This is a genomic window from Thermanaerothrix sp. (genome assembly GCA_026417795.1).
In the GTDB taxonomy this organism is placed as follows: Bacteria; Synergistota; Synergistia; order Synergistales; family Synergistaceae; genus Thermanaerovibrio.
Genome location: JAOACP010000030.1, coordinates 1 through 23,853 on the forward strand (window position 1 = coordinate 1; position 23,853 = coordinate 23,853).

The 23,853-nt window shown below is 62.2% G+C and carries 23 protein-coding genes and 3 pseudogenes; 14 read left to right on the plus strand and 12 right to left on the minus strand.

Going from position 1 to position 23,853, the window contains the following annotated elements; genetic code table 11:
* From pgsW to N2315_07010, 3 genes are all read right to left on the minus strand, one after another.
* On the minus strand, positions 1-428 hold a 428-nt coding region (gene pgsW, locus N2315_07000; GenBank protein MCX7828937.1), incomplete at its 3' end, for a poly-gamma-glutamate system protein.
* A 6-nt stretch (positions 429-434) separates the two neighbouring features.
* Positions 435-884 (minus strand): poly-gamma-glutamate biosynthesis protein PgsC/CapC, encoded by a 450-nt coding sequence (locus N2315_07005; protein ID MCX7828938.1) that lies wholly within the window; start codon positions 882-884, stop codon positions 435-437.
* Entirely contained in the window at positions 874-1,878 is a 1,005-nt protein-coding gene (locus tag N2315_07010) for a Mur ligase family protein (GenBank protein ID MCX7828939.1), read from the minus strand. Before N2315_07010 ends, N2315_07005 begins: the two co-directional genes overlap by 11 nt.
* A 191-nt stretch (positions 1,879-2,069) precedes the next feature.
* On the opposite strand from N2315_07010, the gene N2315_07015 reads away from it, so the two are divergent.
* Positions 2,070-4,085, plus strand: a complete 2,016-nt coding sequence (locus N2315_07015; protein ID MCX7828940.1) for an ATP-binding protein — start codon at positions 2,070-2,072, stop codon at positions 4,083-4,085.
* A complete protein-coding gene (locus N2315_07020) occupies positions 4,075-5,184 on the plus strand; it encodes a response regulator (GenBank protein MCX7828941.1) in 1,110 nt (369 codons plus the stop codon). The genes N2315_07015 and N2315_07020 overlap by 11 nt, the downstream gene beginning before the upstream one ends.
* Positions 5,185-5,302: 118 nt before the next feature.
* Here N2315_07020 and N2315_07025 read toward each other — a convergent pair whose 3' ends face one another.
* Positions 5,303-5,746, minus strand: coding sequence for an Hsp20/alpha crystallin family protein (locus tag N2315_07025; protein ID MCX7828942.1), 444 nt, complete (start codon positions 5,744-5,746; stop codon positions 5,303-5,305).
* Between the two features lie 279 nt (positions 5,747-6,025).
* Here N2315_07025 and N2315_07030 point away from each other — a divergent pair, with 279 nt between their 5' ends.
* The 4 genes from N2315_07030 to N2315_07045 all read left to right on the plus strand — a co-directional run bounded on the left by N2315_07030 (position 6,026) and on the right by N2315_07045 (position 10,197).
* Positions 6,026-6,943, plus strand: coding sequence for a cation diffusion facilitator family transporter (locus tag N2315_07030; GenBank protein MCX7828943.1), 918 nt, complete (start codon positions 6,026-6,028; stop codon positions 6,941-6,943).
* Between the two features lie 55 nt (positions 6,944-6,998).
* The gene (locus N2315_07035; protein ID MCX7828944.1) at positions 6,999-7,634 is read left to right on the plus strand and encodes an HAD family phosphatase; all 636 of its coding nucleotides are present in this window, start codon (positions 6,999-7,001) and stop codon (positions 7,632-7,634) included.
* Positions 7,635-7,705: 71 nt separating this feature from the next.
* A complete protein-coding gene (pfp, locus tag N2315_07040) occupies positions 7,706-8,965 on the plus strand; it encodes a diphosphate--fructose-6-phosphate 1-phosphotransferase (GenBank protein ID MCX7828945.1) in 1,260 nt (419 codons plus the stop codon).
* 113 nt (positions 8,966-9,078) lie between these two features.
* On the plus strand, positions 9,079-10,197 hold the full coding sequence (locus N2315_07045) for a response regulator (protein MCX7828946.1): 1,119 nt from the start codon (positions 9,079-9,081) through the stop codon (positions 10,195-10,197).
* 48 nt (positions 10,198-10,245) lie between these two features.
* On the opposite strand, the gene N2315_07050 is transcribed toward N2315_07045, so the two are convergent.
* The 3 genes and pseudogenes from N2315_07050 to N2315_07060 all read right to left on the minus strand — a co-directional run bounded on the left by N2315_07050 (position 10,246) and on the right by N2315_07060 (position 12,458).
* Positions 10,246-10,806, minus strand: a complete 561-nt coding sequence (locus N2315_07050; protein ID MCX7828947.1) for a macro domain-containing protein — start codon at positions 10,804-10,806, stop codon at positions 10,246-10,248.
* A 484-nt stretch (positions 10,807-11,290) separates the two neighbouring features.
* Positions 11,291-11,626: pseudogene (locus N2315_07055) on the minus strand (exonuclease domain-containing protein).
* Positions 11,627-11,726: 100 nt separating this feature from the next.
* Entirely contained in the window at positions 11,727-12,458 is a 732-nt protein-coding gene (locus tag N2315_07060) for an LmeA family phospholipid-binding protein (protein MCX7828948.1), read from the minus strand.
* Positions 12,459-12,638: 180 nt separating this feature from the next.
* Here N2315_07060 and N2315_07065 point away from each other — a divergent pair, with 180 nt between their 5' ends.
* The 6 genes from N2315_07065 to N2315_07090 all read left to right on the plus strand — a co-directional run bounded on the left by N2315_07065 (position 12,639) and on the right by N2315_07090 (position 18,049).
* Entirely contained in the window at positions 12,639-13,064 is a 426-nt protein-coding gene (locus tag N2315_07065) for an Rrf2 family transcriptional regulator (protein MCX7828949.1), read from the plus strand.
* Position 13,065: 1 nt separating this feature from the next.
* Entirely contained in the window at positions 13,066-13,806 is a 741-nt protein-coding gene (locus N2315_07070) for a 4Fe-4S binding protein (protein ID MCX7828950.1), read from the plus strand.
* Positions 13,807-13,878: 72 nt separating this feature from the next.
* A complete protein-coding gene (gene hcp, locus N2315_07075) occupies positions 13,879-15,492 on the plus strand; it encodes a hydroxylamine reductase (protein MCX7828951.1) in 1,614 nt (537 codons plus the stop codon).
* Between the two features lie 195 nt (positions 15,493-15,687).
* Positions 15,688-17,016 carry a HAMP domain-containing histidine kinase gene (locus N2315_07080; protein ID MCX7828952.1) on the plus strand — a complete coding sequence of 443 codons (1,329 nt, stop codon included), beginning with the start codon at positions 15,688-15,690 and terminating at the stop codon, positions 17,014-17,016.
* 2 nt (positions 17,017-17,018) lie between these two features.
* A complete protein-coding gene (locus N2315_07085) occupies positions 17,019-17,564 on the plus strand; it encodes a chromate transporter (GenBank protein ID MCX7828953.1) in 546 nt (181 codons plus the stop codon).
* Positions 17,522-18,049, plus strand: coding sequence for a chromate transporter (locus N2315_07090; protein ID MCX7828954.1), 528 nt, complete (start codon positions 17,522-17,524; stop codon positions 18,047-18,049). The genes N2315_07085 and N2315_07090 overlap by 43 nt, the downstream gene beginning before the upstream one ends.
* A gap of 83 nt (positions 18,050-18,132) precedes the next feature.
* Here the strand turns inward: N2315_07090 and N2315_07095 are convergent, their stop codons facing one another.
* The 5 genes from N2315_07095 to N2315_07115 all read right to left on the minus strand — a co-directional run bounded on the left by N2315_07095 (position 18,133) and on the right by N2315_07115 (position 22,641).
* Positions 18,133-18,927: a bacteriocin family protein gene (locus N2315_07095; protein MCX7828955.1), complete on the minus strand. Its 795-nt coding sequence runs from the start codon at positions 18,925-18,927 to the stop codon at positions 18,133-18,135.
* A gap of 72 nt (positions 18,928-18,999) precedes the next feature.
* Positions 19,000-19,353, minus strand: a complete 354-nt coding sequence (locus tag N2315_07100; GenBank protein ID MCX7828956.1) for a ferritin-like domain-containing protein — start codon at positions 19,351-19,353, stop codon at positions 19,000-19,002.
* Positions 19,354-19,530: 177 nt separating this feature from the next.
* Positions 19,531-20,424 (minus strand): sensor domain-containing diguanylate cyclase, encoded by an 894-nt coding sequence (locus N2315_07105; GenBank protein MCX7828957.1) that lies wholly within the window; start codon positions 20,422-20,424, stop codon positions 19,531-19,533.
* A 92-nt stretch (positions 20,425-20,516) separates the two neighbouring features.
* Positions 20,517-21,629, minus strand: a complete 1,113-nt coding sequence (locus N2315_07110; GenBank protein MCX7828958.1) for a glycosyltransferase — start codon at positions 21,627-21,629, stop codon at positions 20,517-20,519.
* A complete protein-coding gene (locus N2315_07115; GenBank protein ID MCX7828959.1) occupies positions 21,622-22,641 on the minus strand; it encodes a hypothetical protein in 1,020 nt (339 codons plus the stop codon). The genes N2315_07110 and N2315_07115 overlap by 8 nt, the downstream gene beginning before the upstream one ends.
* 760 nt (positions 22,642-23,401) lie before the next feature.
* On the opposite strand from N2315_07115, the pseudogene N2315_07120 reads away from it, so the two are divergent.
* Both N2315_07120 and N2315_07125 read left to right on the plus strand, forming a co-directional pair.
* Positions 23,402-23,491, plus strand: a pseudogene (locus N2315_07120) (hypothetical protein).
* Between the two features lie 162 nt (positions 23,492-23,653).
* A pseudogene (locus tag N2315_07125) lies at positions 23,654-23,853 on the plus strand (DnaA/Hda family protein).

Genomic DNA, 23,853 nt, shown 5'->3' on the forward strand with positions numbered 1-23,853 from the left:
CCGTAGCTGGACGCCCCAAGGGACACCACATGGTCCACGTCCAACCCCGCCTCCTGGGCGGCCACCAGCACCGAGGTAAGAAGGGCGGGGAACGACGAGGACGAGAACACCAGGACCCCGTCCCCGGGGCGCAGCCCCGCCTTACGAAACCACCCAAGGGCCCTAAGGCCCCAGATGGAGCGGGCGGACAGGACCTTGGACTCGAGGTCCCCCTGGGTGGTGGTGGTGACGCTCCACTCCACTCCGAGGAACGGCCGCTTCTGGTCCAATGGAACCCCCCTACGGGCCAGCTCAAAGCCCAAGACCCTTCGAGCCCTCTCAATCTGCCACAGCACCCTCAATCCCAAGGGACCCTGGATCAAGGACAGGCCGTAGAGGATGGACAAGGCCGCGGACAGGACCCAAAGCAAGGGGGGAAACCGTCTCACCGCGCCTTACCCCCAAAGGAGCGACGCCGCCATGGCGGTGACAGCCCCCACCGACACAAGACCCGCCGCCACTGGCAACAGCCCCGCCGATTCCGCCTCCGCTGCGGCTATGCCGGGCACCACGAAACCCAGCCACTGGGGGTCTGCGAAGAACTGGGGCACAAAACCGGGGAAATGCAAGGACAGCCCAAGGAGCAGCCCCTTAAGGCCAAGGGCCATAAGCAGCGCAGCTCCCACCTTCTCCCGGCCGTAAAGGCCGAACCGCAGGACCAAAAGCCGCAGGGGGAGGAAGACCAGAACCGAGAGCCCCACCAGGGCCGGCATGGCCCAAGGGTCCCCCTGAAGGGCCATGAGCCCCGGCGCCACGAGACCCCCGCAGGGCCAGCCTGTACGCCGGTGGTAGACCATGAAGAAGAACACCCCCAGGGCCATCACCGACAGATCCCTAAACTCCAACACCGCCCCCACCTCCGATCAACAAAGCAAGATCCAACGGGAATCCCGCCACGTTGCCGCACCCGAAGACCTTACCCATGGAACTAAGCATATTAAGCCCATCGTGGGCCTTCCTAAGGAACACCCACCTTCCCGGCGCCGGGGGGTTCATGAAGGGGAACCTGGAGCCGCCGGTGAAAACCACCTGCCGAAAACCCGCCCGGCTGATCCAAGCCCCAAAGCGGCGCAGCCTCTCCGGCCGGTCCCGCCGGTGGTGGTACCAGACCGCCGTCTCCTCTGGGGCCCACCCGAGGGAGGTGAAAAGCCTTTGGGCGCTTTCCACGTCGTTGGCGGTGAAGGCGAAGGCCAGGGAGAAGCCTTCGCCCTCAAGAACCCTGAAGTCCCAAAGGTCCAAAGGGGGCTCATAGGAAAGCAGCGTCCCGGCGGGCACCGCCATCCCAAGGGCTTCAAGGGCCCCCGCCGCCAGGGAAAGGTTCCTAAGGCAGTGAAATCCCATGAAGGCCTCCAGGGGCAGCCCCACAAGGTCTGGAACCTTGATCACATCCCCCGGACGCCCCATCCTCTCCCGAAGAGCCCGGGAGGCCTCCGCCAGCTCTAAGGGCACCGCCAGGGGGACATTAGGGGGCACCCCCAGCATCAACACCTCCAGGGGATCCATGTCCCCCCACTCCTCCTGGTGGTCCGATCCGGCGGAGGTAAGCACCACCAGGTGGGGCTTGAGCCACCGGGCCCCAAGGCCCTGAAGGTCCGGGCGCACCGCGCTGTTCTCCATCACCGCCCAATGGTCCTGGGGCAGCTGATTTACCCACCACCTCATCTCCTCCACCGAGGCGGGGCAAAGCCGCCTTATCCGCCTTACGCCCGCGGGGGTTATCTCCCGGGGCACAACGCCGGTCACCCGCCCCAGGGCCTTACCCCCCATAAGGCCCAGCAGGTCCGTCATGATCCTCACCACCGAGCTCTTCCCCCTGGTGCCGGTCACCAGCACCCTCACAGCATCACCCCCAGGAAGACATCCATAAGAGTATGAGCCATGCCGTCCGGTTGCGAAAGGATTGCTATCTTTTCTCTCCCCGTCATGTGGAGCTGGTTTGGGGACTTAAGCCCGCAGGGGGGTATAATTTGGTATAATTTGCAAAACTAAAGCTCCCCAGGATGGGCCTTAAGGGGGTGGGGGCCGTAACGATGGACAAGGCAAGGCTTTCGGAGTTCAAGGTTAAGGCGGTAACGGCGGTGGTGCTGTACATCCTTGGCACTTTGGCCTTCGCCCGTTGGACCTACGTGCAAAACGTGAACTCCCGCATGGCCCAGGTGGACGAGCGGATGCTAACCGCCGCCAGGGCGTTGAAGCACATGCTGGCGGAGGACTTCCACGACCGGGCGGTGGGGCCCGACAGCATCTTGTTTGAGGAGGAGCTCCTGTACCGGCGTCGTTTCAACCGCTTCGCCAAGGATGGGGGCTTCATATACGTGTACACCCTGGCGGAGAAGGACGGTAAGTTCTACTTCTCCGCCCCCAGCGTCACGGAGGAGGAGGCCAAGAAGCGCACCAGGTGGTACTTCTACCCCTACGAGGACATCCCCAAGGAGTTCGTGGAGGCCTTCCGCACGGGCAAGCCCGCGTTCGTCACCTACCACGACCAGTGGGGATCCTTCAGATCTGCGGCGGTACCGGAGGTGTCCCCCGGAGGCAGGCGGTACCTTGCCTGCGTGGACTACGAGATCACCGGCATACTGGCCATTGCCCGCCACGAGGCCTTGAAGGCCCTGATGGGGGCCCTTTACTTCTCCCTGCTCTTCATCCCCGCCATTTGGGCCATCTTAGTCCTGCTTCGGGGCATGAGGGAGGAGATGGACAGCCTGAACGACACCAAGGAGCGGCTTCGGATGGCGGTGGAGAGCACGGACCTTGCCATATGGGACATAGACCTGAGGACCGGCGTATGGACGGTAAACGACCAGTACCGGCGGATCTTTGGCTACGACCTGGAGGACGTACCCAACTGGCTTGACACGGTGCACCCGGAGGACCGGGAGAGGGTCTTCAGGACCTGGGAGGACCACATGAACGGCCTTACGGACAGGTACGAGTGCGAGTTCCGGAAGCGCTCCGCCTTCAGCGACTACCTCTGGGTGGTGGACCACGGGAAGGTGTTCGAGCGGGACTCCAACGGGCGCCCCTTGAGGGCGGTGGGGACCGTGAAGGACGTGACCCCAAGGCGCCTGGCGGAGCAGATGCTGCGGTCCGCCAAGGAGCAGGCGGAGGCGGAGGCCAAAAGCCGAAGCCGGCTGGTCTCAAGGGTTTCCCACGAGATAAGGACCCCGCTGAACTCCATACTGGGTTACGCGGACCTGCTCAAGGCGAAGGCGGAGGACCTAAACCTTCCCCAGGACGTGCGGGAGTGGGTGGACACCATATACCGAAGCGGATACCACCTCTTGTCGGTGGTGGAGGAGATCCTCGACATGAGCGCCTTGGAGGCGGGAAAGCTCAAGATAAACGCCGAGGCCTTCAACCTGAGGGACCTGCTCGCCGAGGTGGAGCGGATGATGAGCCTTGGGGCCTCCAAGAAGGGGCTTGATCTTAGGGTCAGAACCCTGCGGAGCCTTCCGGAGAAGATATCCGCCGACAAGGGGAAGCTGCGCCAGGTGCTGATAAACCTCCTGGGCAACGGGGTGAAGTTCACCAGTGAAGGGGAGGTGGTGATGGAGGTCTGGAAGGAGTCCATCCATGACAAGGGGTACAGCAAGGTGGGCACCCTGTGCGTGCGGGTTAAGGACAGCGGCCCCGGCGTGGACCCCTCCGTGAGGGACAGGCTCTTCCAGCCCTTCGAGAAGCACGGCCCCCAGGGGGGAGCGGGCTTGGGGCTCGCCATAAGCCACAGTTTTGCCACTGCCATGGGAGGAAGCCTCTCGCTGGAGGACACCCCCAAGGGGGCATCGTTCCTGTTGAAGGTACCGGTGGAGGTACTGGACCATTCGACGGCCTATCAGGAGGTGGACGTGACGGAGCCGGAGCTAACCGATGACGAGAGGATGGCCCTTATTGAAGCCCTTAAGACCGGGGACCGGGAGGAGATAAAACGGGCCATCCAAGGGGTGTCCCAGGAGCGCACCAGGGACCTTCTGATGGGTCTCTTCGCGGCCTACGACCACGTATCGATCATGGAGATAGCGGAGGGCGGTGCCTGTGGGGCCTGACCAGCGGGCCACCATAATGGTGGTGGACGACACGCCGTCGAACCTGAAGGTCATGGACCAGATCCTAAGCCCCTTGGGGCACAGGGTCTTCCTGTTCCCCCGGGGGGATCTGTTCCTTGATGCGGCTAAGAAAACCCCCCCGGACCTGGTGCTGATGGACATAAACATGCCCGGCATGGACGGCATAGAGACCTGCCGGGCCCTGCGGGAGCTGCCGGGGCTGGAGGACGTGCCGGTGATGTTCGTGTCCGCGGTGAACACCGACGAGGAAAAGGTGAACGCCTTTCACGCCGGTGGGGTGGACTACATCACCAAGCCCTTCAGCGTGAAGGAGCTAACGGTGCGGGTGAACACGCACCTTTCGATCCTGCGGCTTAGGCGCGAGCTGGAGGATCACAACCGAAGGCTTGAGGAGCGGATAAGGCAGGAGGTCCGGCGCTCCGAGGACGCCCAGCTTGCCATGATAAGGGCCTTGGCCAAGCTGGCGGAGGTGCGGGACGACCACACGGGGATGCACCTGGAGCGGGTTCGGGAGCTCTGCAGGGTTTTGCTCCAGGAGGTCCTCAACGCCGGGGCCTTCGACGGGATGCTGGACGAGCAGTTCGTACGGTACTTCCCGGAGGCCAGCGTGCTGCATGACATCGGCAAGGTGGGGCTTCCGGACAGCGTGCTTTTGAAGCCCGGCCGTCTCACCCCTGAGGAGTTCGATCAGGTAAAGCGGCACGTGGAGATAGGGGCTGTCACCCTGGAGGAGGTGGCAAGGAGCTTCCCGGACAACCCCTTTGTGGAGATGGGGATCCTCATAACCCGCTACCACCACGAGCGGTGGGACGGCAACGGTTACCTCAAGGGGCTTAAGGGGGAGGAGATACCCCTTCCGGGCAGGCTCATGGCGGTGGTGGACGTTTACGACGCCCTGAGGTCCCAGCGGCCCTACAAGCCCCCCTTGAGCCACCACGAAGCGGTGAGGATAATGGCCGAGGAGTCGGAAGGGCAGTTCGACCCTAAGGTGCTGTCCTGCTTTCTTCGCGGGGCCTCTAAGTTCGATCAGATCTATCAAAGGTTTAGGGACGAAACAGGGCAACCGGGGGCGCCATAGAAAGATGGGTCGGGCCCCAAGGCACCCAAGCCCTTAAAAGACGCCCCGCCGGGGTTTCCCGGCGGGGCGTGGCATTTCAATGGCAGGAAGGGATTCCAGGCTGCGGTTGCGCTTTATTCTAGTTGCCCGACTCCAGCCTTAGGACCCGGCCCTCCACGGCGCCCTCCTTGGGCAGCACCAGCTTAACCATGCCGTTCTCAAAGGAAGCGGAGGCCTTGTCGGGGTCCACCTGGAAGGGGAGGGCTATCTCGTAGTTAAGCCGCCTTGAGGCCCTCCTGCAGTAGTAGGTCTTCCCCTCCTCCTTTCGCTCCTCCACGTCATCCTGGGAGCTCAGGGCTACCCGGTCCTTGAAGACCCTTATCTCCACCTTGGAGGGGTCCACGCCGGGGGCCTCCACGGAGAGGTGGAGCTTGCCGTCCTCCTCGTACATCTCAACCCCCCTCATGCCGGAGACGCTTCCAAAGAACCCGTCGAAGAGCCGATCCACGTCGTCGAAGAACCCCTCGGGATCCACCAACCTCTTGACTCTCCTGTTGAAACCGTAAGGCGTTATTCCCCACATGGATGCAACCCCCCTCTTGTTTGATTTATATTGACCTTGCCTTGCAATCGTGATTCTACAACTAAGGTCACGGATTGTCAACACCCCCGTGGGGCCCCGAAGGACGAGTTAAGGGGCCCCACGGGGGTGAGGCCCGCGGATAACGGGGTGCCCTTAAGATGAAGCTTGGCGCCCCTCGGTTCTGCGTTCTATAGCGGGGGTTAAGTATCCTACTAGGCGAAGCTGTGGAATAATTAGTGGACACGATCGGCGGGAGGACGTCAATGGAGGAGCGGGCATATGTTTGACAACCTTCGAGGCACCAAGGAGGAGCGGGTAAGCTGGGTGGGCCTTTGGCTCAACGGGTTTCTTGTGGTGGCGAAATACGGGGCGGGGTTTTTGGGCAACAGCGCCGCCATGGTGGCGGACGCCACCCATTCCATGTCGGACCTCATCACCGACCTTTTGGCGGTGGTTGGGTTCCGCCTTTCCGCCAAGCCCAGCGACCGGTGCCACGCCTACGGTCACGGCAGGGCGGAGACGCTGCTGGAGGGGCTTTGCGGCATAAGCCTCATGGCGGCGGGGCTCTTCATCCTCAAAGGGGGCCTTGGGGGCATATGGGAGGCCGTAAACGGCCGCTTCCCGTCCCCGCCCAAGGGGTTCGCGGCGGCGGCGGCGCTGCTTTCGGTGGTCTCAAAGGAGTGGCTGTACCGGTACACCATGGACTGGGCGAAGGAGCTCAAGAGCTTCGCCCTGCGGGCCAAGGCGCTGGATCACCGGTCCGACGCCTTGTCTTCCGTTGGGACCCTGGCGGGGATAGGGGGGGCGTGGCTTATGGGGGGGCGCTTTTCGGTGCTGGACCCCCTGGCCGCCACGGCGGTGAGCTTCTTCATAATAAGGGCGGCGATACCCATAATGGGACGGAGCCTTGGGGAGCTCATGGAGGGGTCCCTGCCGGAGGAGGACCTTCGGCGCATATCAAAGGCCATCGCCGCCACCGAGGGGGTCATGGGGCACCACCACGTGAGGACCCGCCGGGTGGGACCCACCTCCGCGGTGGAGGCCCACGTGCTGGTGGACCCGGACATGCCCCTTTGGGCCGCCCACGCCATAGCCACCGAGGCGGAACGGGCCATAAAGCGGGAGCTGGGGGAGAGGACCATGGTCACCATCCACGTGGAACCCTGGGCCTTCGACTCAGAAGTTGACGAGGATTGAAGTTTAAGCTAGCTTAATCATAACGTTTCATCACGGAACAGGGGGAGTTTTGGAATTGAAAGAGGCAACGATAAGTTCTAAGCCGACGGGGTGCCCCGTTAAGGGGGTAATCTTCGACTACGGCGGCGTGCTGGCGGAGGAGGGGTACGTGAATACCATCTCCGCCCTGGCGGCGAACCTGGGCAAGGACCCGGAGGTCACATTGAGGGCCGCAGAGGCGGCGGTGTTCGAGAGCCGCTACATCGTGGGCAAGGGCGCCGAGGAGGAGTTCTGGAGGCGCTTCCGGGAGCTTACGGGCATAACATTGGACGACGGGACCCTTCGGGAGATGATCCTCAAGGGGTTCGTCCTAAGGCCTTACATGGTGGAGGTGGTGAAGAAGGTAAGGTCCAAGGGCATAAGGACCTTCATCCTGAGCGATCAGACCGACTGGTTGGAGGAGCTGGACCGGCGGGACCGGTTCTTCCAGCTCTTCGACGGGGTGTACAACAGCTACCGGACCGGTTACACCAAGCGACAGCGGGAGGCCTTCGAGAACCTCCTTCGAAACGAGGACCTTGAACCTCAAGAGGCTCTCTTCGTGGACGACCGGGAGGAGAACGTGAAGCTGGCGTCGTCCCTTGGGATCTCCTCCATAAGGTACGTGACCAAGGATCAGTTCCTGATAGACTTCCTGGAGTTTTGGATGTAGGGGCCCCTGGGCCCCTTTTCTGCTTCTTTGGGCGGTGGTTCAAAGGACTTCGAAGCCAAGGGGGGATGGGGATGGAGCAGAAGCACAACCGGCTGGCCATACTTTGCGGAGGGGGGCCCGCGCCGGGCATAAACGGGGTCATAAGCTCCGCCGCCATAGAGGCGGTGAACCACCGGTGGGAGGTGATAGGGCTTCTCGACGGCTTCAAGCACATATCCAAGGGAAGGCTGGAGCACGTGCCCCTCACCATAGAGACGGTGAGCAGGATCCACAACGAGGGGGGAAGCGTGATCCGCACCTCCCGGCACAACCCAACTGCGGACCCCAAGGACATGGAACGGGCGGTGGACACCCTGGCGGAGGCGGGGGTAACCCACCTCATAACCATAGGGGGGGATGACACAGCCTTCTCGGCCCTTAGGATCTCCCAGGAGGCGTTGAGCCGGAGGGGGTATCTCCTGAAGGTGGCCCACGTGCCCAAGACCATCGACAACGACCTTCCACTGCCGGAGGGGGTGCCCACCTTCGGCTTCGAGACCGCCAGGTCCCTGGGGGCCATGCTGGTGTCCAACATAATGGAGGACGCCAGGACCACCGGAAGGTGGTTCCTGTGCGTAACCATGGGACGATCCTCGGGGCACCTGGCCCTTGGCATAGGGAAGGCGGCGGCGGCCACCATAACCATAATACCCGAGGAGTTCGGCGGGAGGGTGAGCCTCGATGCGCTTTCGGACCTCATCGTGGGGTCCATAGTAAAACGCCTTGCCATGGGCAGGGCCTACGGGGTGGCGGTGGTGGCGGAGGGCCTCATGAGTAAGATCCCGCCGGAGGAGCTGGAGGAGCTCAAGACCGCCGACCGGGACGAGCACGGACACGTGAGGTACGGGGAGGTGAACTTCTCGGACATCCTGCGGGACAGGGTAAAGGCCGCCTTGAGGGAGCTTGGGATAAAGATAACCTTGAACGACAAGGAGATAGGCTACGAGGTGCGGTGCGCTCCCCCCAACGGGTTCGACGTGGAGTACACCAGAAACCTGGGCTACGGGGCCTTCGAGTACCTGCGGCAGGGGGGCACCGGCGCCATGGTGACGATCCAGAACAACCGGCTGGTGCCGATACCCCTGGAGGACATAATGGACCCCGCCACCGGCAGGACCCGGATAAGGCTGGTGAACGTCAACTCCATCCAGTACCAGATAGCCCGGCGCTACATGATCCGCCTGGAGAAGGAGGACTTCGAGGACCCAGAGCGGCTTAAGGCCCTATGCCAGGCGGCCAACATGGAGAAGGAGGCCTTCGTAAGGCGCTTTGGCCCCCTGGTGGAGGGGTAAAAATCGGACGGTTTGATTATTGTTAAATAAACCACATGGATATATAATCCGATCTAACCGGACGGGGATGTTCCTTCGGCGCCGTCCCGTGCGCCAGGCCCGTCTTCTTGGGGGTGTACGCCATATCAAGGGTAAGGCCCAGGGTCTACGTGGTGGACGACTCCATAATGAACCTGCAGATCCTCGAAGAGGTGCTGCGGATACAGGGTTACGAGGTGCGGACCTTTCCCAATCCGCTGGAGGCCTTGAGCGAGGCGGACCAGGAGCCGCCGGACCTATTCATACTGGACGTGGTGCTGCCGGAGATGGACGGTTTTGAGCTGTGCCGCCGGCTCAAGCAGCGGGAGATCCTCCGGGAGATCCCGGTGATGTTCGTGAGCTCCCTGGACGACCCCCAGCACATATCGAAGGCCTTTTTGGAGGGCGGCGTGGACTACGTGCCCAAGCCCTTCCGGCCCGAGGAGATAGCCGCCCGGGCCAGGACCCACATAAGGTTGCGGGAGGCCCAGCGGGAGCTGTTGGAGCAGAACCGGGAGCTGGAGGGGATACTGCAGCGCAAGGACCAGGAGGTCATGAGGGCCCAGCTCGCCACCATAGAGGCCCTGTCGGAGCTTGCGGAGTCCCGGGACGAGACCACCGGGGGGCACATAATAAGGACCAGCCACTACTGCGCCCTCCTGGGCAGGGGGCTCATGGAGCTTGGGCTGTACCGGGACCAGGTGGACCATGATTTCATAGAGCTGCTCAAGAAGGCGGCCCCCCTCCACGACATAGGCAAGGTGGGCATCCCGGACAGCATACTGCTTAAGAGGGCCCCGTTGACCCCCGAGGAATACGACGCCATGAAGAACCACACCATCATGGGGGAGCAGGCGCTGCTCAAGGTGCTCAAGAAGTACCCGGGGCATCCGCTGCTGCAGATGGGGATCCAGATAGCCAGGTCCCACCACGAGAAGTGGGACGGCACCGGCTACCCCGACGGGCTCAAGGGGGAGGAGATACCCCTGGCGGCCAGGATAATGGCGGTGGCGGACGTCTACGACGCCCTAAGGTGCTACAGGCCCTACAAGACCCCCTTAAGCCACGAGGAGAGCCTTTTCATAATAGAGGAGGGCTCCGGGGACCACTTCGACCCCTCGGTGGTGGAGGCCTTCATGGCCATGGAGACGGCCTTCAAGACCACATCGGAGAAACTGGTGTTCCCCGAGGAGATGGAGGTGCCGGGCCCCTAAGGGGGCCCCTTCCCAGCCTTACACCTCCTCGAAGATCATGGCCCCTTTTCAGCCCTCCGGGGCAAGCTCCCGGAGGGCTCCCCTTGTGAACTCCTCGAAGGCCTCCTCTCCCCACAGGAAGAAGGCCAAAAGTTCCAGGGCCCCGGGGTTCTCCAGGATGAAACGCCGGACCACCCTGGCCATGAGGGCGCCGCAGGCCTCAAGGGGGAAGCCCCCCACGCCGGTGCCGAGGGCGGGAAACGCCACGGAGCGGAAGGAGTTCTCAAGGCACGCCCTGAGGGAGGCCTCGGTGGCTTGGGCTATGAGATCCCCTCGGGTTGTGAGGTCCTGCCCCATCACCGCGGCGTGCACTATGCCCCTAAGGGGCAGGGCACCCGGCGAGGTGACCGCCGCAGATCCCACCGGTATGGGCCCCTTGGAACGGGCCTCCCTGTCAACCTCATCCCCCGCGGCCCGCCTTATGGCCCCCGCCACGCCGCTTCCCATCCACAGGTGGTCGTTGGCGGCGTTCACTATGGCGTCCCCCCGGAAGGAGCAGATGTCCCCCTCAAGGAATAGCACCCGGGTCTTGCCATCACCGGAACCCAGGAAAACCTCTTTCTTAGGCAAATTCCACACCCCCCTGATACAGGTTGATGATAAGGGCATGAAAGGAACACCCCCCAAAAAGCTTGCCCCTTAAAGGGGTGCTGGATCAGGCCCCCTGGGGGTTCAGGATGTCCCTAAGGGCCCTCATGTGCTTGCACTCCCGGTAGGTGCTCTGGTGGTAGGGGCAGGTGCAGCTGTGGAGGGTTGTGAAGTATATCTGGTTTGATGATGAGGAGCGGAAGAACCCGGATCCGCTCTCCACGTCCAACTCCAGCAGCTCAGGGACGGCTCCGCAGGCGCTTCGGCGCTTTCCCCTCCGGAAGGAGCGGACCTGGTGGATCCGCTCCTGCACGTGGGACAGCACCTCCTGGTAGTCCGGGAGCCCCTCCTCCTGCCAGGCCGGCAGGTCCTCAATGTTCTCCGCCTCCATCATGGCCGCCAGGGCCACCTTGGCGGCCAGGCGGGCGTCCTCCAGGGGGTCGTGGTGATCGAAGGGTATCCCCAGGTGTTCCGCCATGGAGGATAGGCCGCACCGCCTTAAGCGGAAAACCCGCCTTGCGAGCCGCAGGGAGCAGAAGAACCTAAGCTCCACCGGGTCCATGCGGTAAAGCCCCATGGTGCGGAGCAGCACCTCCCCGTCGAATCGGGCGTTGTGGGCCACCAGCGGAAGCCCCTTCACCATGGCGAAGAAGTCCTCGAAGACGTCGGGGAACTCCTGGGCCCCCTCCACCGAATCCAGCGTCATGCCGTGGACGTTCACGTTCATGGGCTCGAAGAACCGGAAGTCCCGGTGTGGAAGGATTGGAAAGGACGCCTCCTCCACGATCTCGTAGGACCGCACCACCACCACCCCCAGGGCGCAGGGGCTCTCGTGGAAGCGGTTTGCGGTCTCGAAGTCCAGGGCGGCGAAGTCCGAAAGGCCGTACCGCACCGGCGCCACCTCAGCGGACCCGCCGGGCGGTGGCGCCGGACAAGGGGATGAGGTCCGAGTACAGGGCCACGTAGCCGTCCCCGGTGCGGACCCCCTTGAAGATCACCGGGAAGGGCAGGTCCGAGGTGGCGAGTATCGGGTTGAGGGACTTTAGCACCTCCTGGGTGAAGAACTCCGGCTGCCTGCGGCCCTCTATAAAGAAGCCCACCTGGTCCAGATATATGCCCTCCGGCCTAAGGGCCAGCTTCCCCTGGGCCCTAAGGCGCACCGTTATGTTGAAGATGAACTTGGCGCTGTAGATGCCGTTGGCTTCGAACCCGGAGGGGGAAAGGCGGAACTTGAGATCCCTAAAGCCGCTCTCCTCGTTTTTGGAGAAGTAGGCGTTTAGGTCCTTCTCAAGCAGCATGAGCTCCCCCCGGGAGAAGAGCACCATGGACGAGAGGTCCTTGGCCAAGGGGTCTATCTTGGCGTCCAGGCGGATGGAGTCCACCCGGATGCCGTCCAGCAGGAGCCCCTTCACCTCAACGAAGGCCCTCCGGTCGTTCACGGTGACCGCCGCCTCCTCGGGTGAGAAGCGGGCAAAGAGGGCGTCGCAAAGCCCCTGGGCCACCTTGAGGTCCTCCTTAGGGTCCGCCGATGCCAAGGCCGCCGCGGACAGGGCCAAAAGCAAGGCCCCCAAAAGGGCCCGCCCGATCAAAGGGCCCTTTAACAACCTCCCGCCAAAAGCGTAAACAGGTCCCATCTAAAACACCTCCCGGCCCCTCAGGGGCCTTTATGTCTTTTATCCTTTATCTTCACGGCCATCGAGCCCCCCGGCTGCGGACCTGGCACACCCAAATTCTACCCCACCTGGGGGAGTTGACAAAACAAAGAATTCAGGTATTCTAATACCAGAATATGATCATGCCCGAGGTGGATGAAGATGAGGGACGTCATAAGGCTTTCGGAGGCGGCGTCGCTGGGGCTCCACGCCCTGGTGCTCTTAGCGAAGCCCGGGGTTGGGAGGCTCACGGTCAAGGACATGGCGGAGCAGATGGGGGCCTCGGTGGCGCACCTTTCCAAGGTGGTTCAGCAGCTGTCGAAGCTGGGGTTCGTAAGGTCCAAGAGCGGCCCCGGCGGCGGGATGGAGCTTCAGCGGCATCCCAGGGAGGTAAGCCTGCTTGAGATCTACGAGGCCCTGGAGGGGCCCTACCGGGTTGGGGGGTGCCCCCTCGGGAGGGAGGTATGCCCCTTCAATCGGGGGTGCATCTTCGGCGGTCTTTTCGAGAACGTGCAGGATCAGGTGACCAAGTTCCTTAAGGACACGACCCTTGAGGACTTCTGGAGAGAGGAGAAGGGGGATCAGTGAGATGCCGGTAAGGCGGGTTATAAGGATCGACAAGGACAAGTGCGACGGCTGCGGCCTTTGCGTGTCCGCGTGCCACGAGGGGGCCATACAGCTGGTGGACGGCAAGGCTGAGCTGGTGAGCGACTCCTACTGCGACGGCCTTGGGGACTGCATAGGGGAGTGCCCCAGGGGGGCCATAACCTTCGAGGAGCGGGAGGCCCTCCCCTACGACGAGGAGGCGGTGAAGGCCCGGAAGGCGGAAGCGGGGGGAGCCAAGGCGGGTACGCTGCCCTGCGGATGCCCCGGCACCATGGCCCGGTCCCTTGGTGGGCATGAGGGCCCTTCTAAGGCGCCCAAGCCCAATGGGCCCAGCCTTCTTAGGAACTGGCCGGTGCAGCTCAGGCTTGTGCCCGCCAACGCCCCCTACCTCAAGGGCGCCAAGGTTTTGCTGGCCTCGGACTGCTCCGCCGTGGCGACAAGGGGCTTCCAGGAGCGGCTGCTGGAGGACCGGGTGTGCCTCATGGCCTGCCCCAAGCTGGACGACACCTCCACCTACGTGGATAAGCTGGCGGAGATCATAAGGGGCGGCGTCCAGGACGTACGGGTTGCCATAATGGAGGTCCCCTGCTGCTCGGGCCTTGCCAGGATCGCCCGGGAGGCGGCGGAGGCGGCGAAGAGGGACCTCACCATGGAGATAGTAACCCTTTCGGTGGAGGGGGAGGTGCTTAGCTCCAAGACATTGGAATACCGCTTCGGCGCTTAGGGTGCCCAAAAAATAGCATATGATTTAGAATAATGGCAATTAAGCCATTCAAACGGAGAAGGAGGGGTTTTCATGGAGATGTTCTGCTACCAGTGCGAGCAGGCGGCGGGGGGCAAGGGCTGTTCCGTAATGGGGGTCTGCGGGAAGGATCCCAAGACGGCGGACCTTCAGGACATGCTGGTGAAGGTGCTGTGCGACGTGGGCTCCCTGGCCCATGAGAAGTCCGTCCGGGATCCGGAGGTGGACCTTTTCGTCATAGAGGGGCTCTTCACCACCGTCACCAACGTGGACTTCGACCCGGACCGGGTGGAGTCCTTCATAAGGCGCGGCTTCTCCATCCGCCGGAAGCTGGCGGGGGGACATGCACCGAAGGAGTGGGAGGAGGAAGAGGCCCTGGACCAGCAGGGCCTTGCCCTGAAGGGCTCCAAGCTGGGGCCCAAGAAGGACATGGAGCGTTACGGCGAGACCCTTGGGGGGCTCAAGTGGCTTGTGATATACGGCCTTAAGGGAACCGCCGCCTACGCGGACCACGCCCACGTGCTGGGAGTTCAGGACCAGGAGGTGTTCGCCTTCTTCCACCGGGCGCTCCACCAGGTATCCCGGGAGGACATAACGGTGGATAAGATGCTCTCCTTAAGCCTGGAGGTGGGGAAGGTGAACCTCAAGGTGATGGAGATGCTGGACAAGGCCAACACCGGCGCCTACGGGGACCCGGTGCCCACCAGGGTGCGGATCACCCCGGTCAAGGGCAAGGCCATCCTGGTGTCCGGCCACGACCTCAAGGACCTTTACGAGCTCCTCAAGCAGACCGAGGGGAAGGGGATAAACATCTACACCCACGGCGAGATGCTCCCAGCCCACGGCTACCCGAAGCTCAAGGCCTTCAAGCACCTGGCGGGCAACTACGGCGGAGCCTGGCAGGACCAGCAGAAGGAGTTCGACCAGTTCCCCGGCGCCATACTCATGACCACCAACTGCATCCAGCGCCCCCTTGACTCCTACAAGGACCGGATATTCACCACCGGACTGGTGGCCTGGCCCGGGGTCACCCACGTGGACCGCAAGGACTTCTCCCCGGTGATAGACGCGGCCCTCAAGACCCAGGGATTCCAGGAGGACGGGGAGGACAGAGAGATCCTGGTGGGCTTCGGACACGCCTCCACCCTTGGGGCGGCGCCGAAGGTCATAGAGCTGGTGAAGGCGGGCAAGATAAAGCACTTCTTCCTCATAGGCGGCTGCGACGGCGCCAAGAGCGGGAGGAACTACTACACCGACTTCGCCACCCTGGCGCCAAAGGACACGGTGATCCTCACCTTAGCCTGCGGCAAGTACCGGTTCAACAAGCTGGAGTTCGGCGACATCGAAGGCATACCAAGGCTCCTTGACATGGGGCAGTGCAACGACGCCTACTCCGCCATAAGGGTGGCCCTGGCCCTGGCGGAGGCCTTTAAGACCGACGTTAACTCCCTGCCCCTGTCCCTCATCCTCTCCTGGTACGAGCAGAAGGCGGTGTGCATACTGCTGACCCTCCTGCACCTTGGGATAAAGAACATAAGGCTGGGCCCCTCCCTTCCCGCCTTCCTGTCAGCAGAGGCCCTTCAGGTGCTGGTGGACAACTTCGGCATAAAGCCCATCGGCCAAAGCGCCAGGGAAGACCTTCAGGAGATAGTAGGACACAACGTTTAACCGTCATAACCCTTAAAAGGCTTAAAAGAACGCCTAGGTTGGTCTAAAAGTCCCACGCTACCCGGTCCTACAGGGCACCGGGGAGTTTTATTTTTATATAAAATGTAACAAAGACTTCCTATTTAATATATTTCATGATACACTGCCCCCGTGGGGCACTACAATTAGCTATACATTCTTATGAGGAGAAACTAAATGGCGGACCAATCCTTTCTTGAGCTTCTCCTGGACCGGGAGGGAAACGTGGAAAAGGTGCTTTGGGACCCCGAGGGGGTGACCAGGGACCCAAGGTTCCTCTCCGCCCTTGGGCTTGACCTTAAAGTGTGGGGCCAGGCGGTGGAGGAGTGCCGGTCCCGGCACAAGCCGGTGCAGCGAACCTTCCAGAGGGGGCGGAACCTGCCGTCCCTGCGCTTCCGGTTCAAACCCACGTCCAGGGGTCAGGTGGCGGCCACCGGTACGCTCTTGGCCCCCAGGAGCAAGGAGGTGGAGGGCATGCCCCTGGAGGGGGCGGTGATGGGGTGGGCCCACGACCTCAACAACCTGTTCACCATAATGACACAGTCCATCGACCTCATGGAGAACAAGGCCCTGTCCGGCAGGGACGTATCGGGGGAGATAAAGCGCTTAAGACGTGGGGCGATCAAGGCTCGGAACATCACCGAGTGGGTGGTGCGGCTGCTCAAGGGCTCAAGCATCTTCGAGGCGATGCCCTTCGCCGCCACGCTGGTGCTGGAGGAGATGGCGGACATGCTCTCCGCCTCCGTAAAGGGGGTGTCCCTCAGGCTCAAGGTGGACGACGGCTGCCACCGGGCCATCCTCTTCGGGGTGCCCGAGGACCTGGGAAGGGTGGTCTTCAACTTGACCATAAACGCCGCCCAGGCCATAAAAGACTCCAAGAAGCCCCACGGGACGGTGAGCGTAACCTGCGCCATGGGGCAGTCCAGGAGGGGCCCTGTGCTTCGCATGGAGATAGCCGACGACGGGCCCGGCATGGAGGACCACCAGATAAAGCGCATCCTCTACGAGGGCTCCCAGAACCCAAGGGGGCACGGCATAGGCATATCGGTGGTGAAGGACCTGGTGCGGCAGCTGGGGGGATCCATAGACGCCTCGTCCCGCATAGGCCAGGGCACCAAGTTCCTGGTGGAGCTTCCGGTCATCAAGGAGTGGGGCCACGAGGAGCCTTTAAAGCGCCTTGGCTCCGAACGGATAGGCCTCATGATGCCCAAGCGGCACGCCAAGCTCTACGGAAGCTTCCTGTCCTCCTGGGGCTACCGGGTGTTCGAGATCCCCTCCTGGGAGCACCTGGACCACTACTCGGGGGAGCTGGACCTCTTGATAGCCTGGAAGGACCGGGAGGAGGCCCTAAAGGCCGCCGACGTAAGGACCTTCACCTTCGGGGAGGAGGGCTCCGGGGCGGACTTCACGGTGCCGGTCACCAGGAACGACATGGGGCTCATGCTGACCCGGCTGGACCACAAAGACGGTTTGAAGGACGCGGCCGGGGCGGCTTCGGAGGGCTAGCCATGGGCCCCCTGGCCCTTTACTGGGAGTTCTTCAAGCTGAGCTCCGTCACCTTCGGCGGAGGTCTGGTGCTGGTGGCCATGGGCAGGGAGCGGCTCATATCCTTAAACATCATGACCCCCGACGAGGCCATGGAGATGACCAACCTGGCCTCATCGGTGCCGGGGGCCGTGGCGGTGAACTTCGCCGCCCTGGCGGGACACAAAACCTGGGGCCCCCTGGGGGCCGCGGCGGCGGTTCTTGGGGTGTTGTCCCCGCCGTTCCTTTCGGTGCTGCTCCTGGGTCCCTTTTTCCTCTCGCACCTCTCAAGCCCTTGGCTTAAGGGCTTCGTCAAGGGGGTGCTATGCGCCTCCTCCGCCCTGATCCTACGGGCGGTGATCCAGTCCGCAAGGCACAACCTCGCAGGCCCCTGGGCCCTGGGGGGGCTTTTGGGGTTTCTGGCCCTTTCCATGGCGGGGGCGCCGCCCCTATTGGGGCTTATGATATGCATAGGGGGGTGTTTGGCTTGGCAGGCGCTGAGCTCCTCAAGGCCGCGGCGGCTTTCCTGAAGATAGGCCTCATGGCCTTCGGCGGGGGCATCTCCACGGTGCCCATAATAAAACACGAGCTCATGGCGAAAAACCTGCTGGAGCCAGGGAAGTTCCTGACCCTGCTTGGGCTCTCCCAGGTGACCCCGGGACCTCTTGTGATAAACGGCGCCACCCTGGTGGGGTTCTACAAGGGGGGGCTCTTAGGCGCCGCGCTCTGCACCCTAAGCGCCATATTAGGCCCCCTTGCGCTGCTTTACGCCGCCAAAGGCCTCTTCAAGACGAGGCCCCATCTTGAAAGCCGCTTTGGGAACTCCATAAAGGGCCCGGTCACGGGGCTAATGGTCATGGCTTTCCTCTACATAGCCCGGTCGTCGCTCACGGGCCCCATGGAGTGGGGGCTGTTCCTCTGCTCCCTGCTTCTTGCAAGCCTGGGCCCCCTGAGGAGCAGATACCCGCTGATCGTGATACTATCCGGCGCCATGGGGGCCTTGTTCCTTCGTTGACGCTCCGTCCCGCAGCCACGAAAAAACCCCGCCGCCCCAGCAGGGCCGCGGGGTTGCAGTGCTATGGCCCCCTTTTTAAGCCCTTACTTAAGCTTAAGGGCCGTCACCGCCCGGGGCTCCAGTATCCTGAAGGCGAAGGTCTCGGTGAAGAAGAGCCTCACGGTGGTGGAGTCGTGGGACTCGTATCCCAAGGACATGTCCTGCCCCAGGGTTAGCTCCATGTGGCCTCCCTTCAGGGACACCAGGAGGGCCCCCTCCAGGGAAGGGGCGTAGATGAGCCTGTCCACCAGCTCTGAGAGGTTCTTCCTCATGGGATACGGCTCCGAGAAGGAGTCCACGGCGGCGAAGAGCTTCTCCCCTCCCACCAGGGCGAAGGGGCCCTCCACCACCGTCTCCATGGACCTCACCGCCTTGGCCACGCCCATTATCATGTCCTTGCTCTTGGACACGCTCAGCTCCATGGAATGGGCGGCCCCCTTGATGAGCCCCTCTATGCAGCCGTCGTCCATACCGTGGTACACCGCCTTCTCCTCAAAGGCGGCGATCTTCCTCGCCGCCTCCTCAAGGGAGGATAGGTCCACGTCCTTGGCGCCCCTTGATATGTCGTCCAGGTCCCATATGCTCATCTCAAAGGACACCCGGGCCTCCACCATGGGCTGGAACTGGCGGATGCCGTACTGCACCGCCCCCTTCTGCTGACCCTCCGGGAGCATGAGCTTGCCGGTGCCGAAGCCGTGGAAGTCCCATCCCATGGGGCCTAAAACGTCCACGAACCGCCTGGCGGAAAGGTTCTCCTTCAAAACCACCCGGGCCTGCTGATCCAAAACCGCCCAGGCCTCATCGCTTATGGGGGCGAACTTCCTCTTCAGAACGTCCATAAGAAACCCTCCCTTCGATCTTTTCGATCTAAACTCAAAGGGGCCGCGAACCTCCAAAGTTCCCCTTCCCAGCTACAGCTTGCCTATGCCGAGGGACCCGGAGGGTTCCGATCCCAGCTTCCCGCCCTCCCCGCCGGTGGCGGCCTCCTCCACCTGGGTCACCGGAACGGTGGTGAATAGGTAGGTCCTAAGGGCCTCGTCCATGGCAGGCAGCTTCCGGCGCAGCCACTCAACGCACATGGCGGCGTGCTCTATCTCCTCGTCCCGGTTGTGGAGCAAAAGGGCCTTCAGCTCCTGGTCGGCGGTAAGGGACGCCCTCTGATGGTAGTAGTCTATGGCCTCCACCTCTTCCCTAAGGCTCGCAAGGGCCCTGGATATGTCCCGATCCTCTGGCCTCATCTCACCCGCGGGCTCGAAGTATCCCATCTCTCATACCCCCCATCGGTTTATATGTTCCTTTAAGGGGATTGTACAGCAAAGAAGCCCCCCTGTGTCAAAGGCGGCGAAAAATCAAAAACGATTTTTATCTCCTTATCCCAGTGCTTCCGTGGGCGATGGGGGGCCCCAAGGGGCCGTGAGGGTTTCTGATGGAGGTGGGTGGCGTCAGGCCTTCGAGGCCTTGTGGAGGTACATGGCCTCGTCGGCCCGCTGCATGAGGGTTATGGAGTCCCTGCCGTCCCTTGGGAAGATGGCTATCCCGAGGCTTGCGCCGATGGGGATGGACATGCCCTTCACCTCCACGGGCCTGTCGAACTGGGAGGCCACCTTGGCCACCACGGAGAAGGCGGACTCCTCGCAGGCAAGGCCCTTTATTATCATGACGAACTCGTCTCCCCCGATGCGGGACACCAGGTCCGAGGATCTCACGCACCTTTTAAGCCGCTTGGCCACCTCTTTAAGGGTCTCGTCCCCCATGAGGTGACCCAAGCCGTCGTTTATCTCCTTGAAGCCGTCCAGGTCTATGAATATGAGGGCGAAGTTGGAGTCATCGGCGGAGGACTCCATTATGGCCAGCTCTATCTCCTCGAAGCAGGCAGCCCGGTTTGGGAGGTCCGTGAGGGGGTCCTTAAGCGCCATGGCCTTTATGGCCCGCTCCCGCTCCTTGGAGTCGGTTATGTCTATCACCTGCAGGAGGTAGCCCCTTATCATCCCGTCCCGGTCCTCCACCTTGGAGACGAACACCCTGGCCTCCATGGGGGATCCGCAGGCCTTCACGAGCCGGCAGTCAACCCGCTCGTTCCTGCTCTTGCCCGCCATGAGGCGCCGCAAGGGCCCTATGACGTGCCGTTTGGAGCCCCTCTGCAGGAAATCACCTATGGGGCGGCCCACCACCGAGTGCCTGAAGTGCCCCAGCATGCCGCATATGGAGGTGTTGGCGTCCAACACCAATCCCCGAGGGGAACAGAACACCGCCCCCACCAGCGACTCCTTGAAGAAGATCCTGTAGACCTCCTGCCTGGTGAAGAAATCGCACATGAAGTTTTCAACGCTCTCCATGTCTAACACCCCCCGGGAGACCTGGTCCCCCCAAGAACAAACTTCTATGGCCTACCCCCCCGGGTGAATAATAGCACATAAATAAATAATAGTTAATCCCCATTCTCCATCAATATCTTAGCCACGTCCCTCCCGGCGAAGGGGCGTTTGAGGCGCCGGCAATTTTCGATGAGCGAGGACCTGGCTTTGTGATCGGACAGTACCTCCTCCACCTTTAGGTCCACCGCCCGGACGTGGAACACGGCCTTGGCGGCGCCGTTCTCCAGCAGGTAGTCGCTGTTCCGCTGTTCCTGCCCCGGTATGGGGTCCATGAGGAACATGGGCTTCTCCATGCACAGCACCTCCGAGGAGCTGAGCCCACCGGGTTTCATGACCACCGCGTCCGCCGCCTCGTAGAGGGGGTTTATGGGGTCCACGTAGCCGAAGACCCGCACGTTGGGCTTGTCCCCGAAGGCCCTCATCATGCCGCTCAAGCGGGAACGGTTGTTTCCGCACACCACCAGCACCTGCCAGCGGTCCCGCTTGGACAGGGTTTCAACCGCATCCTCCAGGGGCCCCACGCCGATGCCGCCGCTCATCACCAGCACGGTGGTCCTGTCCTCAAGGCCCAGCTCCCTCAAGGCCTCCTCCCTGGGCCTTGGTGAGACGAAGGAACGGGCCACGGGTATGCCGGTGAACCACACCCGGTCGAAGATGCCGTCGCAGTTGTACTGCAGCACCGCCTCCCTGCTGGCCACGAACCAGCCCCGGAAGAGGGGGTTCCGATGGAACACGTGGCTTAGGAAGTCGGTGTTGAGGTAATAGACCGGCACCTTGCCAAGGAACTCCTCCGCGATGGGGCCGGCGCCGAAGAAGTGGGTGAACACTATGGCGTCGGGGTTGAAGGCCCTAAGGCGCTTTATGAGGCGCCTTAGGTTTATCCTGGCGGTGAGCTCGTTTATGGAGTTCAAGACCCCGTCCCGGGCCTTGGGGTCGTCCATGGAGTCGTAGAAGTATCCCCAGAGCCTCGGGGCACGCTTTACCATCTCCAGGTACGAGTTGGCGATGAAGGCCTTTACGAAGGGGGAGCCGAAGGACAGCACGTCAAGACACACCACCTGGCACTCGGGGTACTGGGTCCTGATCCAATCGGACAGGGCCACGGCGGCGGTCTTGTGTCCGGTTCCAACGGTGGCGTACAGCACCGCTATCCTGTTCCTAGCCATCCTGTCCCAGCTTCCCCTTTAGGATGTCCCCTATGGTCATGCCGGTGCCCATGGTGCTCTCCCGGTGGCTCTTCATGGCGGCGGTGAGGGACGAGAATATCTGCTCCTTGGAGAAGTTGGATGGGAAGTACACCGCCGCCGCGTCGTCGTGCCCCCCTCCCCGGACCTTCCTTCCGTCCTTCAAGAGGGCCACCATCCTGCCGGAAAGGCCCGAGCGGCTCCTTATGGACACCGCCCAATCCCCCGCCTGGCGGCGGGCCAGGACCGCCACCGCCAGAGGGGGGTTCTCCATGCGGTCCAAGACCATGCCGCAGAAGTCCGACACGTCGCCGAACTCCAGTATCCCGTCGTCCAGCATAGCCAGATCCCCCCGCCGCTCAAGGCTTGAGAGGGCCCGCCGGAACCGCTCATCCTGCAAGGCCACGAACTCGCTGGCGGCGGCCTCTTCCGCCGGGTCCATGGCGTGGGAGCGGTTCACCGAAAGCCGCATCAGAGCCCCGTGGGGCCCCAGCACCGTGACCAACGCCTGCCAGAGCCTGGACTCCTGCCGATTGCCAAGCCAAAGGTCCCGGTCGTTGGCTATCTCTACAAGCTCCCCCATCTCCGAAAGGGCATCCCTGTCCAATCCATCCTCTCCCTGGGACGAGAGAAGCCAGGAGTAGTAGACCTTGGCGGCGCACATGGAGGTGTCCACCTTTAGCCACTTGCGGTTCCCGTACTTCTCCATGGTGCTACTGTGGTGGTCGAAGAAAACCGGCCTTTTGAGCTCCACCCCGTCGAAGGCCCGGTCCAGCATGTCCACCGTATCCTGCCTTTGGCAGAACAGGTCCAACACCAAAAGGTCCTCCCCCTTGGAAAGCCCGTAGGCCACCAGGGAGTCCACCTCCCCGTAGCCGCAAAGGGTCACCTTTATGGGCCATCGACGCCGCCGGTTTGCGTGCCACGCCACCGCCGCGGCGGTTATGCCGTCCAGGTCCGTGTGGCTTATCACGTGAAGAATCCCCTCGCTCAAAAAGGGACCCCCCTTCCTTCATTTGAAAAGGCCGCGCTTGCGGACCCTAATCCTAATATTACCTTCACAAACTCCACCGTGGATTATATCCCATGAAATCGCCTGCAACCTAAAACTCCAATGCTGAGGGCCCTATCCTCCTGCCTTAAGAAGACCTTCGGCATGGACCCCGCAAGACCTTTGAGGAATCCCACGGTTTTGTCCACAAAAGTTATCCACCGCGGTGGATAACTTTCCACATCCGTAGATCTCCTCTTCGCTTGGGGTTGGTTTGGCATCGTCAAATTGTCTAAATCCACATGATCCACATGGATCCACTGGCCACAAGGGTTTAGGAAATCCACAAATCCAACGGCAAGTTGTGGAAATGTGGAAAACCCCTGTGGATAATTTCGTGGTAAAATGATACACCCCGATTCCATGTGGGTGGACGAGGGGGTTTTGGGGTAAACTTATCCACAAAAGGGGCCCCTTGGGAGGGTGGAGCTAAGCGCATTTACCCACCCATCGTTTCAAGGCCGTGGCCTTTGTGGAGGGCCAAAACACGGTTTCTAAGGCGCCGCGGAGGGTTATCCACCAACAAGAAGCGAGAAGGAAGTTAGCGCGGCGGACCGCCCCGGAACCTGCTCTTTTTCATTTCTTGTCTTCTTGGAGCAAGCCAGATGAAGGCAACGCAAACGGGGCCCCATGGCCCGGCGAGGTGAGGAAATTGGAAGACCTTAAGGTCCTGTGGAACGAGATACTGGAGAAGGGAAGGGACGTGCTGCCCCCCGGGGCCGCCGGCACGTGGCTTAAGACCTGTCTTCCCCTGGAGATAACCGGCGGGGTTCTGGTTTTGGACGTTCCCAACGTGTTCATAAAGGAACAGATCCAAAGCCGGTTTCTCACGTCCCTTAAGGAGCTCATAAGGGCCTTGGGGGTTGCGGAGGACGTGGAGCTGCGGGTGGGGTCCGAGATAAGGCCCAACGAGCAGAAGAGGGCGGAGGCGGCGGCCATGCCCCAGTCGCCCAACAGGAGCGGGCTGAACCCCAACTACGTGTTCGACACCTTCGTGGTGGGCAAGTCAAACCGCCTGGCCCACGCGGCGTCCCTGGCGGCGGCGGAGTCCCCGGGGGTGGCCTACAACCCGCTCTTCATATGGGGAGGCGTGGGGCTTGGAAAGACCCACCTGATGCACGCCATAGGGCACTACGTGTGCGGTCTCTTATACAC